This is a genomic window from Amycolatopsis sp. NPDC114484 (assembly GCF_055633755.1).
The window spans coordinates 227,017-241,262 of record NZ_JBVKDQ010000004.1 but is presented as its reverse complement, the minus strand read 5'-3'; the positions used below and the strand labels follow the sequence as shown (position 1 = coordinate 241,262).

Sequence of the window (14,246 nt, the reverse complement as noted above, 5' to 3'; positions counted from 1 at the left end):
CCCCGGTTCAGCGGAGAAGATCGACCAGCGTCGGCACCGCGGCCATCAACGCCTCTCGCGAGCAGCCCGCGTACCCGAGCGCGATGCCGTGCACCGTCGGCGTTCCGGCGAAATGGCGCGCCAACCCGTCGAGCCGGATCGCATGCCGTTCCGCCGCCGCGATCAACTGTGCCTCCGCCTCCGCGCTTTCCGTCGGCACCACCAGATGCGCACCGGCGTCGTCGCCGACGAACGGGATCCCGGCGGTCGACAGCGCGGCCACCAGAACCGTCCGGCGTTCGGCCATTTCCCGGCGCAGCTTCCGCAGATGCCGTCCCAGATCGCCGGTCCGGGCCAGTTCGACCAGCACCCGCTGTCCCGCCGGCGACGGACGCGTGCCGGTGAGATCTCGGTACGCCAGAACGGAATCAGCCACCGCGGCGGGCGCGACGAGCCAGCCCGCGCCGAGCGTCGGGGTGAGGATTTTGCTGGTGGTCCCGAGGTGCACGACGACATCCGGGGCGAGCGCGGCCAGCATCGGCAGCGGGGCGACGTCGAAGCGCAGCTCGCCGTCGTAGTCGTCCTCGATGACCAGCATGCCTTCCGCCCGAGCACGTTCCACGAGCTGCACGCGCCGGGCCGCGCTCATCCGGCTGCCCATCGGGTATTGATGCGCGGGCGAGCAGTAAACCGCGCGCGCACCGGCGGGAATCGCGTCCGGACGCAGGCCTTCCTCGTCCACCGGCACACCCACGACGGTGAGCCCGGCCTGCCGGAACGCTTGCACCGCACGCTGATAACCCGGTTCTTCGAAGGCGACGACCGCGCCTCGGCGCAACACCGCTGCAGCGAGTTCCACGACAGCCGCGGTGGTACCGCCGGTCGCGAGCACCGAGCCCGCGGCCAGACCGCGGTGGCGCAGCAGGTGTTCCGACACAGTCGCGCGGTATTCCGGCAGCCCGGCGCGATGCGCGCGCGTGAGCGGCTCGGGATCGGCGGCTGCCCGCCACGCTCGCCGCCACGCCGCGCGGTCGAGTCCGCCAGCCCACGGCGCGCCCGGCGTGAGGTCGAGCACCGGGCTCGATTCCGGCTCCGCGAGGAGCGAACCGGGCACCGTGACGGACGCGGCGGCACGGGTCGGCGGAGTGGTCACATAGGTGCCGGAGCCGTGTCGCCCGGCGATCCAGCCCTCCGCGTGAAGTTGCTCGTACGCGGCGGAAGTGACCGTGCGCGAGACACCGAGCCGTTCGGCCAGCGCGCGCGTGGACGGCAGCCGATCGCCGCCGCGGAGGTGCCCGCCGGCCGCGGCTTCGCGCAGCGCGTCGGCCAGCTGCACGGCCAGCGGGGTGGCCGCGTCGCGGTCGAGACTGACCGGCAGGGCGGTGTCGGCGTAGGACACGGCGGACCTCCGTAACAGCGAAGTGGACTTCTCAAGTGTAGAAGAAGTGGACATTCAACGTAGCCACTTGCCCGCCGCACACTGAACGCATGAGCAGCCTTTCGCCCACCGAACGCACCACGCTCGGCCGCAAACGCCACCGCGCCGCCAGCGAGCGCGCCGCGCTGCACGCTGTGCTCGACGAGGCGCTGATCTGCCACCTCGGCGTGGTCCGCGACGGCGTCCCGCTGGTGCTGCCCACCGGATACGGCCGCGACGGCGACACCCTGTACTTGCATGGTTCCACGGGCGCGGCCAGTCTGCGAGCCGCCGCCGGGGAAACTGACGTCTGCGTGACGGTGACCCTGCTCGACGGCATCGTCTATTGCCGCTCGGTGAACAACCACTCGGTCAACTACCGCAGCGCGGTGATCCTCGGCCGGGCCCGGCTGGTGACCGACCCGGACGAGAAGATGCGCGGCCTGCACGTGCTCACCGACCACCTCTCCCCCGGTTCGTGGGAACACGCGCGCGCGGTGAACAAGAAGGAGTTCGCCGCGGTTTCGGTCATCGCGCTCGACCTGACCGAAGCGTCGGTGAAGCTTCGCGCCGAAGGACCCGACGACGAACCGGAAGACGTCACGGCGAACGCCGCTTGGGCTGGGGTGTTGCCGGTGCGCACGGTGTTCGGCGAACCGGAACCGTCCGCTGACCTGCCCTCGGACTGGACCGTGCCCGAACACGTCACCGCACGCGTCACGAAGACAGCGGCAACTTCACGATAAACACCGTCCGGCCGGGGCGGCTGTCCAGCGAAACCGTCCCACCGTGCTCGACCACCAGCGAATGCACCACCGACAACCCCAGCCCGGTGCCGCCAGCGGCCCGGGTGCGGGAGTTGTCGACGCGGTAGAACCGGTCGAAAATCCGCTGCTGGTCCTCCGGCGAAATCCCCGGCCCGGCATCGGTGACGGTGGCGACGGCCATTCCGCCGGTCACCGTCACCGCCAGCTCGACCGGAGTTCCTTCGGCCGTATGCACCGCAGCGTTCGCGAGCAGGTTGTCCAGGACTTGCCGCAGCCGCGCCGGATCCGCGTGCAGCAGCACCGGTTCCTCCGGAATCGACACCGTCAGCGGATACCCCGGACGACCGGCCCGGAACGCGTCCGCGGCCGCCGCGGCGATCTCGGTGAGATCCATTCGCCGCGGACGCACCGGCGGTTCGACGTCACGCGCGTCAAGACGGGCGAGCAGCAGCAAATCGTCCACCAGCACGCTCATCCGCGCGGTCTCGGCCCGGATCTTCTCCAGGTGTGCCTCGCGCTCCTCGGGCTCATTCGCGGCGGCGTAACGGAAAAGATCGGCGTAGCCGCGGATCGACGTCAACGGTGTGCGCAGTTCATGCGAAGCATCAGCGACAAACCGGCGCAGCCGATCGTTCGCCTCGGTACGCGCGGCCAGCGAGGACTCGATGTGGCTCAACATCAAGTTGAACGCCGTCCGCAGCTCCTCCACCTCCGCACCGCCGCCAGTGCCGGACGCGCGCACTGGCAAATCCGCAGTGGCGGTGAGGTCGTGCGAAGCAATGTCGTGCGCGGTACCAGCCATGTCCGACAACGGACGCAATCCACGCCGCAGCACCACTCGCCCGGCGACGACGAGAATCGCCAGCGCGATCAGGAACGCGAGCACTTCGATCAACATCAACTGCTGCACAGTGTTGTCGAGGTCGGCCTGCGGCGCGGCGCTCAGCAGCACGGTGCCGGTCCCGGTCTGAGAGGTGGCCACCGGACAGGCCCGCACGCGGTAAGAACCTTGGCCCGGCAAGGCGATCGTGCGGAAAAGGTCGCCGCCGACCGCCTCTTCGGCGACCTGCGCCAGCGGCCGGACGTCGTTGGGCAGCGTGCTGCCCGGCTGCGGGACGGCATGTCCTTCCCGCACGTCGAAAACCGCCGAGTACCAGGAGTAGACGGCTTCCGGATTGTCCTTCGATTCGCGCAGATGCGGCACCTGCGCGACCTGGCTGGTCTTGAGCTGCTCGTCGAGGCGCCGGTTGAGGTAGTCGTGCATCAGCTCGACGGTCAGCGCGCCGACGATCGCGAACACCACCAGCGAAAGCGCGCCCAGCCCGAACGCCAGCCGCGTGCCCAGCCTCGATGCGCGCCAAGCCCGGTACCACCGGCGAGCCCAGCGCCCGATCCGGTTCACCGCTCCGCCTGTCGCACGGAGTACCCGACGCCGCGCACGGTGTGGATCAGCGGTTCCGCCTCGGTGTCGAGCTTGCGCCGCAACCGCGAGATCGCGAGTTCGACCACATTGGACCGTCCGCCGAAGTCGTACTCCCACACGTGATCGAGAATCTGCGCCTTCGTGAGCACCGCCGGCGAGCGCCGCATCAGGTAACGCAGCAGCTCGTACTCGGTCGGAGTCAGTTCGGCGAGCTGACCGCCGCGGCGGACTTCGTGCGTCTCCTCGTCCAACGTGAGGTCGCCCACCTGCAGTACAACCGTGCGGGTCTCCGGTTTTTCGGACGTCCGTCGCAGCACCGCGCGCAGCCGCGCCATCAATTCCTCGACGGAGAACGGCTTGACGAGGTAGTCGTCACCCCCACGGGTGAGACCGGCGATACGGTCGGCGGTCGCGTCCTTCGCGGTCAGGAAAACGACCGGGACCGTGTCGTGCTTCTCGCGCAGCTTGTCGAGCACGGTGAAACCGTCGAAATCGGGCAGCATGAGGTCGAGTACGACGATGTCGGGAGCGAACTCCGCGGCGCGCGCGAGCGCGTCGGCGCCGCACCCGGCCGTGACGGCCTGCCAGCCCTCGTAACGGGCGACGGTCGCGACCAGGTCGGCGATGTGCGGCTCGTCGTCCACGACGAGCAGCCGCACCGGGTTCGGGTTCTCCACCCTGCCATCCTCCGCGACGTCCGCGCGGGCGCGCGAGCCGAACCCCCAGCTGACAGCTACTCGACAGGAAAGCGCTCGCGCGCTTCGGGCAATCCGGGCAGACTCCGAACCGGCAGCAACCCTGGCACAAGGAGCCCGATGACTTCGTACGTGGACAACATCACCGTCGACTGCGCCGACCCGTGGGAACTGGCTCAATTCTGGACCAAGGTGACCGGCCGCCCGGTCGGCGAGGACGACCGGCAAGGCGACCCGGAGATCGGCGTCACGCTCGATTCCGGCGTCACGTTGCTGTTCATCGCCGTTCCGGAGCCCAAGACGATCAAGAACCGGCTGCACGTCTGCCTGAAGCCGGACGACGGGACCCGCGACGAAGAGGTGCAGCGGCTGCTCGAGCTCGGCGCGACGCTGCATTCCGACCATCGCCGCGAGAACGGCAGCGGCTGGGTCGTTTTGCAGGACCCGGAAGGCAACGAGTTCTGCGTGCAGCGCAGCGCGGCGGAGATGGCGTGACCGATTCGTTCGAGATCAACCGCGCCAACTGGGACGACCGGGCGCCGATCCACGCGCGCTCGGCGTACTACGAGTTCGACAAGTTCAAGGCCGATCCCGCGCACCTGAGCCAGATCGTGCGCTTCGACCAGCCGCGCCTCGGCGACGTTTCCGGGCTGCGCACCGTGCACCTGCAGTGCCACATCGGCACGGACACGCTGTCGCTGCACCGGCTCGGGGCCAAGGTCTCTGGTCTGGACCTTTCCCCGGCGTCGCTCGCCGAGGCGCGCAAGCTCGCGGACGCCACCGGCGCGGACATCGACTACCACGAGGCGAATGTCTACGACGCGGTGAAAGTCTTCGGGGAGAACGAGTTCGACCTGGTGTACACCGGGATCGGCGCGCTCTGCTGGCTGCCGAAGATCGCGCCGTGGGCGGAGGTCGTCGCGCGGCTGCTGCGGCCGGGCGGACGGCTTTTCCTGCGCGAAGGCCACCCGATGCTGTGGACGCTCGACGAAGAATCCGAACGCGCGTGGCCGAAGTACGACTACTTCGAGCACGACGAACCCCTCGTGTTCAGCGACGACACCACCTACGTCGACACGGACGAACCGGTGAAGACGACGACCACGCACAGCTGGAACCATTCGCTCGGCGAGATCGTCACCGCGCTGCTCGACCAGGACCTGATCCTGACCGGGCTGACCGAGCACGACACCGCGGCGTGGAACGCGCTGCCGCACGAGATGGAAGAGGCCGGGAACGGCGAATGGCGGCTGCGCGGCAACCCGCGCCGGATCGCCGCGAGCTACACCCTGCAGGCGCGGCGCCCCGCATAGAGTGCGGGGCATGACTCGCATCGCCGTCGCCGCGCTGGGCGGCACCATCTCGATGGCTCCCGGACGTTCGATCGAAGACGGCGTCGTGCCGCGGCTGAGCGCCGAGGACCTGCTGGGAGACCTCGGTTCCCGGCTGCCGATGGAGGTCACCGCGGCGACGCTCGCCGGGTTGTCGAGTTCGTCGATGGACTACGCGACGCTCGCGCGGACCCGGCAATGGGGCCTCGAGCAGATCGAGGCGGGCGCGGACGGTTTCGTGGTGGTGCAGGGCACGGACACGCTGGAGGAAACGGCGTACCTGTTCGACCTCACGTGGCCGTCCGACGCGCCGGTGGTGATCACCGGCGCGATGCGGAATCCGAGCCTGCCCAGCCCGGACGGCCAGGCGAACATCCTCGCCGCGCTCACCGTCGCCGCCGATCCGCGCAGCCGCGGCCGGGGCGCGCTGGTCGCGTTCAACGACGACGTGCACGCCGCGCGGTGGGTGCGGAAAACGCATTCCAGCCACGTCGAAACGTTTTCGTCGCGGCCCGCGGGTCCGCTCGGCATGGTCGCGGAAGCAGCGGTGCATTACTTCCACCCGTCGCCGCCGCGTTTGCCGGTGCTGCCGGGAGCCGAGAAGGTCGATCTCGTTCCGCTGCTGGAATCAGGGCTCGACGATTCGGGCGAATTGCTGTCGATGGTTCTCAAGGGCGGTGCGCGCGGCGTCGTGGTCGCGGCCAACGGCGTGGGGCACGTGTCGACGGCGACGGCGGACGTGATCGCGGCCGCTGAGGTGCCGGTCGTCGTCGCGTCCCGGACCGGCGCGGGCCCGACTTTCCGCAGCACGTACGGGTTCCACGGCTCCGAATCGAGCCTGATCCGCATGGGCGCGACGATGGCGGGCTGGCTGTGCCCGCGGAAATCGCGGATCCTGCTGCAGGTTCTGCTGGCGGCGGGCGTCGGCCGGGAAGAGATCGAGCGGCAGTTCAGGCTGCGCGGCGACCTCGACCGCTGATCACAGCCGGGACGGGCCGTCCACCGGATTCGCCTGGTACGACCGCATCTGCCGGCCGCCCTGGCGGTAGACGTGCACGCTGATCGCCGGGTCCGGGCCGTCGTTGCGCACCTCGTGCACGTAGCCCGGCCCGAACACCCGCGACTGCCCGGCGGACAGCCCGTGCACCTCGGTCACCGCGCGCCCGCCCGGGGCGCGCCGCGAGACGGTTTCGGTCAGCCTGCCCGAGACGACGGTGAACGCACCGGTCGAGAAGGCGTGGTCGTGCAGGTCGGTGTACTGGCCGGGAAGCCAGCTGAGCAGCCAGATCTCCTGGTCCTCAGTGCGTTCGACCAGCGCCGAGAACCGCTCGTCGGGGTCGTAGCGCAACAGGGCTCCCCAGCGTTCCCGGTCGGCGGCCACGTCGACGGCGACGCGGACCGGGTGGCGCAGGGCGGGGTTCTCGGGACGAAGCAGGGTGTTGTCCGGAACGGCGAACATGAAAAGAAGTCCTCACGGGAAGAAGATGGGTGTCGAGCTGGGCCGGGGCTAGGTTCACCGACAACAGCGACACGACACGCCCATGACGGGGCGCAGGTCGGAAGACCCCGGCCGCATCGTCATCTGGCACGTCAGCATGCCGCACAGAGAACCAGCCCCGGACCGCCCGGTCAACCCGTCTCATCCCCTGGACCGCTCCGGTGAGCGCGGGTTCACACTCCCCGGTGCCCGCCCAGGCCCGTCCCGACCTCGTGAGCGGCAATCCCGGTGCTAACCGGCGCCGCCACGCACGAGGCTCAGCGCCACTCCGGCTTCCGCGACCGTCCGAGCAGCTCCGCGCCCGCCTGCCGAGGGTCGACGCCCTCGTGGCACACCCGGTACATCGCTTCCGTGATCGGCATGTCGGCCCCGTGCCGCTGCGCCAGTTCGCGGATCGACGAGCACGACGCGACGCCCTCCGCGACCTGCCCGCCGGTCGCCGCCTGCGCCTCGGCCAGCGTTTCGCCGCGGCCGAGCCGTTCGCCGAAGGTGCGGTTGCGCGACAACGGCGAGGAGCACGTCGCGACCAGGTCGCCGAGCCCGGCGAGACCGGCGAAGGTCAGCGGGTCCGCGCCGAGTTTCGCGCCGAGCCGCGCCATTTCGGCGAGGCCGCGCGTGATGAGCGTCGCCATCGTGTTCGCGCCAAGGCCCATCCCGGCGGCCATCCCGCAGCTGAGCGCGATCACGTTCTTGCACGCGCCGCCCAGCTCGCAGCCCACCACGTCGGTGTTGGTGTAGGGCCGGAAATACTGGTTCGACGTCGCCTGCTGCACCGCTTTCGCCCGCTCGTGATCGGCACACGCGAGCACCGCGGCGGCAGGCTGTCCCTCGGCGATCTCGCGGGCCAGGTTCGGCCCGGACACCACCACGATCTCGCCCGGCGCGACGCGAGCGAGTTCGGCGATCACCTCGCTCATCCGCTTGAGCGTGCCCAGTTCCACGCCTTTGGCCAGGCTGACCAGGATCGCGTCCGGCGGCAGCAGCGGCTGCCAGCCGGTGAGGTTCGCGCGCAGGCTCTGGCTCGGCACCCCGAGCACCACGGCCTGCGCGCCGTCCAGCGCCGCGGCCGCGTCGGCCGTCGCGGTGATCCGCTCCGGCAGCGTCGTTCCCGGCAGATACGACTCGTTGGTGTGCCGCTCCCGGATCTCCTCCGCGACGCTTTCCCGCCGCGCCCACATCGTCACGTCCCGGCCTGCGTCGCCGAGCACCTTCGCGAACGCGGTGCCCCACGAACCCGCGCCGAGCACGGTGACCCGTTGCACGTCAGCGGCGAAACCCGCCATCAGGCACCGTCCTCCGGCTTCTTCGTCTCGGTCCCGGTGTCCGTTTCCGGCTTCTTGACGGGCGGTTCCTCGTGCCGGATCTCCGCCAGCAGACGGGTGACCTCGTCCATCATCACCGCGGTGACCTCGCGCAGCGTCGAGGCGCTGCGCGGGTTCCCGCCGCGGAACCGCGACAGGTCGATCGGATCCCCGACCAGGTGCGTCACCGTCTTGCGCGGGAACGGCGTGAACTTCTTGGTGTAGCCGTTGAAGATCTGGTTCGTGCCCCAGCGCGCGATCGGGATCACCGGCACGTCGTTCTGCAGCGCCAGCCGCGCCGCGCCGCTGTAGGCCTCTTTCGGCCAGCCCAGCGGGTCCTTCGTGATGGTGCCCTCGGGGTAGATCACGATGACCTTGCCGTCTTCGAGCGCCTGGTGCGCGGCCTTGAGGCTGTCGCCCGCCGCGCTCGACCCGCGTGCCACCGGGATCTGCCCGGACCCGGTCACGATCCGGCCGAAGACCGGCACGTCCTTCAGGCTCGCCTTGAGGAAGAACCGCGGCACCCGCTTCTGCCGGTGCACGAACACCGCGTCGACCGGCGGGTCGAGGTGCGAGATGTGGTTCATCACCAGCACCGCGGGCCCTTGCCGGGGGATTTTCTCCGCTCCGAGGTACACCCGCTTGCCGATCGCGGTCATCGGGTAGAACGCGGCGGCGGCCAGCCCCACCCAGAATCCGCCCTTCTCACGCCGTGCCACAGTTCTCCTCCTCGGGTCGCCTCTGCTCCGGGTGATCCTGCCGCGCGCCGGTTCGCGCAGTCCAGGGAGGGTGCGCTCACCCGCGCGCGCGGCCGGTTTCGGGTAAAGATGGACAGGTGGACGCAGACCTGGTCATGCCGCTGAAACCGCCGGGCACGGGCAAGTCCCGGCTGCGCGGGGCGGTCGCCGCGCACCGGCACGCGGAGCTGGTGCTGGCGCTGGCCTGCGACACCCTGGCCGCGGTCACGTCGGTCGCCGGGGTCCGGCGCGTGCTCGTCGTCACCGCCGAGCCTGCCGCGCTGTCCGAATTGGCCGGTCTCGGCGTCGAACTGGTCGCCGAGCCCGCGGGCGGCGGGCTCAACGAAGCGTTGCGGCACGGCGCGGAGCTGCTGCGCGCGGACGCGCCGGACGGAGTAGTCGGCGCGATCCAAGCGGATCTCCCCGCGTTGCGCGCGGTGGATCTGGAGCAGGCGCTGACCGAAGCCGCGGGCCGCCGCGCGGTGGTGTTCGACCGGCAGGGCACCGGGACCACGCTGTTGCTGTCCGCGCCGGGCAAACCTCTCGACCCGCGGTTCGGCTCCGGCTCCGCGGAACTGCATCGCGCGTCCGGTGCGATTCCGCTCACCCAAGCGTTGCCGTCGCTGCGCAGCGACGTGGACACCGAAGATGATCTCCGCCACGCCGCGAAGCTCGGTCTCGGGAAGCGCACCGCGGCATTGCTCCCGGCCGAACGGGCCCATTCGCGCTGACGTGTTCACTCGACCTTCATCGCGGCCTGCGCAAACCGCGGCTTCGTAGTGAACAATGGGCAGCGTGAGCACAGAAGACGGCAGCACTCCGGCCCGGCGGCGCGTGAAGAGCGGCAGCAGCGCATCCCCCTCGTCCCCGGCCCCGCGCACCGCGGGAGGGAAGGCGACCTCGCGCGGGAACAACGACGCCGCCGCGGCCCGTCGGGCGAAACCCAAGGCGGCTTCGGAAGACAACGCCAAACCGGCCAAGCGCAAGACCTCCGCTTCGAGCGCGCTGCGCACCACCGCGAAGAAGCCCGCCGCGCCGCCCGCCGCCGTGCGATCGCGCCGGACCACGACCGAGAGCGGCGAGGAATTCCGCTCCGTTCCCTCGGCCCCTCCCGCCGTCACGTCCGCGCCCACCGCCGTCGAGTCGCTTCCCGACGACCGTTATTTCAACCGCGAGCTCTCCTGGCTCGACTTCAACGCCCGCGTGCTCGCGCTGGCCGAGGACGAATCGCAGCCGCTGCTCGAACGGGCCAAGTTCCTCGCCATTTTCGCGTCCAATTTGGACGAGTTCTACATGGTCCGGGTCGCCGGGCTGAAACGGCGCGACGGCACCGGCCTGTCGGTGCGCAGCGCGGACGGGCTCACGCCGCGCGAACAGCTGGACTACATCGCCAAGCGCAACCAGGACCTGGTCGAGCGGCACACCGCCGCGTTCGAGGACCACCTGCGCCCGCAGCTGGCCGAGCAGGACATCCGGATCGTCGGCTGGGCCGACCTCTCCGGAGCCGACCAGCTCCGGCTGTCGAGCTACTTCTCCGAGCAGATCTTCCCGGTGCTCACGCCGCTCGCGGTCGACCCGGCGCACCCGTTCCCGTACATCTCGGGGCTGTCGCTCAACCTCGCGGTCACCGTGCGGGATCCGCAAGGCGGGCTCGAACGGTTCGCGCGCGTGAAGGTGCCGAGCAACGTGCCGCGGCTGATGCGCGTGGAAACCGAACGCGCCACCCGGGCAGCCACCTTCCTGCCGCTCGAGGAACTCATCTCCGCGCACCTGAGCGATCTGTTCACCGGCATGGAGGTGACCGAGCACCACGTCTTCCGCGTCACCCGCAACGCCGACTTCGAGGTCGAGGAAGACCGCGACGAGGACCTGTTGCAGGCGCTGGAACGCGAGCTGGCGCAGCGCCGGTTCGGCCCGCCGGTGCGGCTCGAGGTCGCGCAGGACATGAGCGAGCACATGCTCGAACTGCTGCTGCGCGAGCTGGAAGTCGATCCCGAGGACGTCGTCGAGGTGCCCGGGCTGCTCGACCTCACCTGCCTGTTCCAGCTGGCCGGGGTCGACCGCAAGGAGTTGAAGGACCGGCCGTTCGTGCCCGCGACGCATCCGGCGTTCGGCGAACGCGAGACGCCCAAGAGCGTTTTCGCGACGCTGCGCGAAGGCGATGTCCTGGTGCACCACCCGTACGACTCGTTCTCCACGAGCGTGCAGCGGTTCATCGAACAGGCCGCGGCCGATTCGAAGGTGCTGGCGATCAAGCAGACGCTGTACCGGACGTCGGGCGATTCGCCGATCGTGGACGCGCTGATCGACGCCGCCGAGGCGGGCAAGCAGGTCGTGGCGCTGGTGGAGATCAAGGCGCGGTTCGACGAGCAGGCCAACATCACCTGGGCGCGCACGCTGGAACGCGCGGGCGTGCACGTCGTGTACGGCTTGGTGGGCCTCAAAACGCACTGCAAGGTGTCGATGGTGGTGCGGCAGGAGGGTTCGACCATCCGCCGCTACTGCCACATCGGCACCGGCAACTACAACCCGAAGACCGCGCGGCTGTACGAAGACCTCGGCCTGCTCACCGCGGACCCGAGCATCGGCGCGGACATCACCGATCTGTTCAACGTCCTCACCGGCTACTCGCGCCAGGACACCTACCGCACGATCCTCACGTCGCCGCACGGCATCCGCCGCGGCATCGTGCGCGCGATCGGCGAGGAGATCGAACTCGCGCGCGCCGGGCTCGAAGCGGGCATCCGGATCAAGTGCAACTCGCTCGTCGACGAGCAGGTGATCGACGCGCTCTACCACGCTTCGCAGGCCGGGGTTCCGGTCGACGTGGTGGTGCGCGGGATCTGCTCGCTGAAGCCGGGCGTCGAGGGACTGAGCGAGAACATCCGCGTCCGCTCGATCCTCGGCCGGTTCCTCGAGCATTCGCGGATGTTCCACTTCCGCGCGGGCGGCACGCACTGGATCGGCAGCGCGGACATGATGCACCGCAACCTCGACCGCCGGATCGAGGCGCTGGTGCGGGTCAAGGACCCGAGGCTGACGCGGCAGCTGGACGACGTGTTCGATTCGGCGCTCGACCCGCACACGCGCTGCTGGGTGCTCAGTTCCTCGGGCGAATGGCAGCCGTTCCCGGCCGCCGGTTCGCAGGTGCGCGACCATCAGCTCGAACTCGCGAAGCGGCACGGGGCCGTCGGATGAGCGTGGACGTCCGGGCCGCCGGCGCGGTGCTGTGGCGCCGCGCCGGGGCCGGGTTCGAGGTCGCCCTCGTGCACCGGCCCCGCTACGACGATTGGTCGCTGCCGAAGGGAAAGGTCGACCCCGGCGAGACGATCGCGGCCACCGCGGTGCGCGAGATCGCCGAGGAGACCGGGTTCCGCGCGGTGCTGGGCCGCTATGTCGCGCAGACGAGGTACGAGGTGCCCGCGAAGAACAACGGGCGGCTGCTGCGCAAGAGCGTCGACTACTTCAGCGGCGAAGCCGTTTCCGGGGCCTTCGAGCCCAATGAAGAGGTCGACGAACTGCGCTGGCTGGACCCGATCGCGGCCGAGCAGTTGCTGACCCGGCCGGCTGATGTCCGGGTGCTGCGCGAGTTCTGCGCCCTCCCGCCCGCGCCGACGACCGTGTTGCTGGTGCGCCACGCCAAAGCAGGCAAACGCGAAGACTGGACCGGCGACGACGACCTGCGTCCGCTGTCGGAGGCCGGTCAGCGCCAAGCGGCGGCGCTGCGGGACCTGCTGCCGCTCTTCGGCCCCGACCGGGTGTTCTCCGCGCCGCGGCTGCGGTGCGTGCAGACCGTCGGCGGCGTCGCGGACGCACTCGGCGTCGAGGTGCGGCACGAGCCGTTGCTGTCGGAGGAGGGCTACTGGCCCGACCCGCTGCTGGGAATCCGCCGCCTGCTGGCGATCGCGGCCGACGGGGGCACTCCGCTGATCAGCAGCCAGGGCGGGGTGATCCCGGACCTGGTGAGCGCACTGGCGGACCGGGACGGCCTGGAACTGCCCGCCGCCCGCGACGGGGTGGTGCCGAGCAAGAAGGGCTCGCTGTGGGTCCTGTCGTTCTCTCCCGGCGACGACGGACCGGTTCTGGTGGGCGCGGATTACTACCCGAGCCCGCTTCCCGCCCCGGTGCCTGCGGCAGGCTGATCTTTTCGCGGGGCCCGGCGTCGCTTCGGCCGCGCCGGGCCCTTCTCGTCTCCATTCGACGAGCCTCGGATTCTATAGAGACCGGTATTGCTCAGCGGCGCTCAGGACTTATCGCCGGGTCCCGGCATAAGCGACGTCCGAGACAGGTTCGAGGGGTTTAATTACCCCCGGCGGGGATTTATCTCCGGGCGTCGATTAGCTCTCGGGGCCGTATTCGATTGCCTTCCCGGCCCGTCTCGGCGCGGGTCAGGACGGCCTGGAACTGCTGTCTTATCAGCAATCCGGCGGGTTCTTTTCGCCGCCTTCACAGCCCGCCTACCTCGGGAAACGCTGTCTTCCCGCTGCCGCAAGCTCTTCCGGATCGAGGCCGCGCCACCCCTTGCGGTGCGGCGGATTCCCGATCTCCGCATGCTTGTCCGCCGGGCGATCCGGCCGCTCCTCGCCCCGGCTTGTCCACCGCGCCGTCTCGCCTCGCCCGGAAACCCTGCGATCACAACGGCTCAGCCGCTCCGTCCGGCCCCGCAGCCCGCCATGCACCAGGACGACAACGCCTCTCCCCGTTTGCCAGGCTCAAGCCGCCGCGGCCAGCCGGAACCCCGAGACGGCAGCACAACAACTCGTCTCCCGCCCGCCAAGCCCGAGCCGCCACACCCGGCCCGAACCCCGAAACGCCAGCACAACAACTGCACGCCCAGCCCGCCAAGTCCGAGCCACCACGCCCAGCCGAAACCCCAGCAACCAACCCATCCCCCGCCGCCAACCCCAAGCCGCCGCATCAAGCCGGAACGCCGAAACCCCAGCACAACAGCTCCACGTTCCGCCCGCCAAGCCCGAGCCGCCACACCCGGCCCGAACCCCGAAACGCCAGCACACAAACTCCACGCCCAGCCCACCAACCCCGAGCCACCACGCCCAGCCGGAACCCCAGCAACCAACTCATCCCCCACCCGTCAATC

At 70.1% G+C, this 14,246-nt stretch carries 13 protein-coding genes; 7 read left to right on the top strand and 6 right to left on the bottom strand.

Annotated features, from left to right (window positions below):
• Positions 1-7: 7 nt before the first annotated feature.
• The gene (gene pdxR, locus ACZ7SW_RS13525; protein WP_470230688.1) at positions 8-1,378 is read right to left on the bottom strand and encodes a MocR-like pyridoxine biosynthesis transcription factor PdxR; all 1,371 of its coding nucleotides are present in this window, start codon (positions 1,376-1,378) and stop codon (positions 8-10) included.
• 89 nt (positions 1,379-1,467) lie between these two features.
• Here pdxR and ACZ7SW_RS13520 point away from each other — a divergent pair, with 89 nt between their 5' ends.
• Positions 1,468-2,142 (top strand): pyridoxamine 5'-phosphate oxidase family protein, encoded by a 675-nt coding sequence (locus ACZ7SW_RS13520; protein ID WP_470230687.1) that lies wholly within the window; start codon positions 1,468-1,470, stop codon positions 2,140-2,142.
• On the opposite strand, the gene ACZ7SW_RS13515 is transcribed toward ACZ7SW_RS13520, so the two are convergent.
• On the bottom strand, positions 2,114-3,565 hold the full coding sequence (locus ACZ7SW_RS13515) for a sensor histidine kinase (RefSeq protein WP_470230686.1): 1,452 nt from the start codon (positions 3,563-3,565) through the stop codon (positions 2,114-2,116). The two genes, ACZ7SW_RS13520 and ACZ7SW_RS13515, sit on opposite strands and share 29 nt — an antisense overlap.
• Complete coding sequence (locus ACZ7SW_RS13510) at positions 3,562-4,263, bottom strand: response regulator transcription factor (protein ID WP_470230685.1); 702 nt, start codon at positions 4,261-4,263, stop codon at positions 3,562-3,564. Before ACZ7SW_RS13510 ends, ACZ7SW_RS13515 begins: the two co-directional genes overlap by 4 nt.
• A gap of 138 nt (positions 4,264-4,401) precedes the next feature.
• Here ACZ7SW_RS13510 and ACZ7SW_RS13505 point away from each other — a divergent pair, with 138 nt between their 5' ends.
• Genes ACZ7SW_RS13505 through ACZ7SW_RS13495 form a run of 3 tightly spaced genes read left to right on the top strand, consistent with a single transcriptional unit; the run spans position 4,402 to position 6,591 of the window.
• Positions 4,402-4,776, top strand: a complete 375-nt coding sequence (locus ACZ7SW_RS13505; RefSeq protein ID WP_470230684.1) for a VOC family protein — start codon at positions 4,402-4,404, stop codon at positions 4,774-4,776.
• A complete protein-coding gene (locus ACZ7SW_RS13500) occupies positions 4,773-5,594 on the top strand; it encodes a class I SAM-dependent methyltransferase (RefSeq protein ID WP_470230683.1) in 822 nt (273 codons plus the stop codon). Before ACZ7SW_RS13505 ends, ACZ7SW_RS13500 begins: the two co-directional genes overlap by 4 nt.
• 10 nt (positions 5,595-5,604) lie before the next feature.
• The gene (locus tag ACZ7SW_RS13495; protein ID WP_470230682.1) at positions 5,605-6,591 is read left to right on the top strand and encodes an asparaginase; all 987 of its coding nucleotides are present in this window, start codon (positions 5,605-5,607) and stop codon (positions 6,589-6,591) included.
• Here ACZ7SW_RS13495 and ACZ7SW_RS13490 read toward each other — a convergent pair whose 3' ends face one another.
• The 3 genes from ACZ7SW_RS13490 to ACZ7SW_RS13480 form a co-directional block, all read right to left on the bottom strand.
• Positions 6,592-7,071, bottom strand: a complete 480-nt coding sequence (locus ACZ7SW_RS13490) for a cysteine dioxygenase (protein WP_470230681.1) — start codon at positions 7,069-7,071, stop codon at positions 6,592-6,594. It abuts the gene before it with no gap.
• A 296-nt stretch (positions 7,072-7,367) separates the two neighbouring features.
• Positions 7,368-8,393, bottom strand: coding sequence for an NAD(P)H-dependent glycerol-3-phosphate dehydrogenase (locus tag ACZ7SW_RS13485; RefSeq protein ID WP_470230680.1), 1,026 nt, complete (start codon positions 8,391-8,393; stop codon positions 7,368-7,370).
• Positions 8,393-9,070 (bottom strand): lysophospholipid acyltransferase family protein, encoded by a 678-nt coding sequence (locus ACZ7SW_RS13480; protein WP_470230952.1) that lies wholly within the window; start codon positions 9,068-9,070, stop codon positions 8,393-8,395. The genes ACZ7SW_RS13485 and ACZ7SW_RS13480 overlap by 1 nt, the downstream gene beginning before the upstream one ends.
• 176 nt (positions 9,071-9,246) lie before the next feature.
• On the opposite strand from ACZ7SW_RS13480, the gene cofC reads away from it, so the two are divergent.
• Genes cofC through ACZ7SW_RS13465 form a run of 3 tightly spaced genes read left to right on the top strand, consistent with a single transcriptional unit; the run spans position 9,247 to position 13,290 of the window.
• Positions 9,247-9,879 (top strand): 2-phospho-L-lactate guanylyltransferase, encoded by a 633-nt coding sequence (gene cofC, locus ACZ7SW_RS13475; RefSeq protein ID WP_470230679.1) that lies wholly within the window; start codon positions 9,247-9,249, stop codon positions 9,877-9,879.
• A 55-nt stretch (positions 9,880-9,934) separates the two neighbouring features.
• Positions 9,935-12,346 carry an RNA degradosome polyphosphate kinase gene (locus ACZ7SW_RS13470; RefSeq protein WP_470230678.1) on the top strand — a complete coding sequence of 804 codons (2,412 nt, stop codon included), beginning with the start codon at positions 9,935-9,937 and terminating at the stop codon, positions 12,344-12,346.
• Positions 12,343-13,290, top strand: a complete 948-nt coding sequence (locus ACZ7SW_RS13465) for an NUDIX hydrolase (RefSeq protein WP_470230677.1) — start codon at positions 12,343-12,345, stop codon at positions 13,288-13,290. The genes ACZ7SW_RS13470 and ACZ7SW_RS13465 overlap by 4 nt, the downstream gene beginning before the upstream one ends.
• The last annotated feature ends 956 nt before the right edge of the window (positions 13,291-14,246 follow it).

What these genes read in the sequence shown, in the direction of transcription:
- ACZ7SW_RS13495 (WP_470230682.1), top strand. Translation starts at nt 5,605, where the DNA reads ATGACTCGCATCGCCGTCGCCGCGCTGGGCGGCACCATCTCGATGGCT.
- ACZ7SW_RS13480 (WP_470230952.1), bottom strand. Translation starts at nt 9,070, where the DNA reads ATGACCGCGATCGGCAAGCGGGTGTACCTCGGAGCGGAGAAAATCCCC.
- ACZ7SW_RS13505 (WP_470230684.1), top strand. Translation starts at nt 4,402, where the DNA reads ATGACTTCGTACGTGGACAACATCACCGTCGACTGCGCCGACCCGTGG.
- ACZ7SW_RS13490 (WP_470230681.1), bottom strand. Translation starts at nt 7,071, where the DNA reads ATGTTCGCCGTTCCGGACAACACCCTGCTTCGTCCCGAGAACCCCGCC.
- ACZ7SW_RS13470 (WP_470230678.1), top strand. Translation starts at nt 9,935, where the DNA reads ATGGGCAGCGTGAGCACAGAAGACGGCAGCACTCCGGCCCGGCGGCGC.
- ACZ7SW_RS13485 (WP_470230680.1), bottom strand. Translation starts at nt 8,393, where the DNA reads ATGGCGGGTTTCGCCGCTGACGTGCAACGGGTCACCGTGCTCGGCGCG.
- ACZ7SW_RS13465 (WP_470230677.1), top strand. Translation starts at nt 12,343, where the DNA reads ATGAGCGTGGACGTCCGGGCCGCCGGCGCGGTGCTGTGGCGCCGCGCC.
- ACZ7SW_RS13520 (WP_470230687.1), top strand. Translation starts at nt 1,468, where the DNA reads ATGAGCAGCCTTTCGCCCACCGAACGCACCACGCTCGGCCGCAAACGC.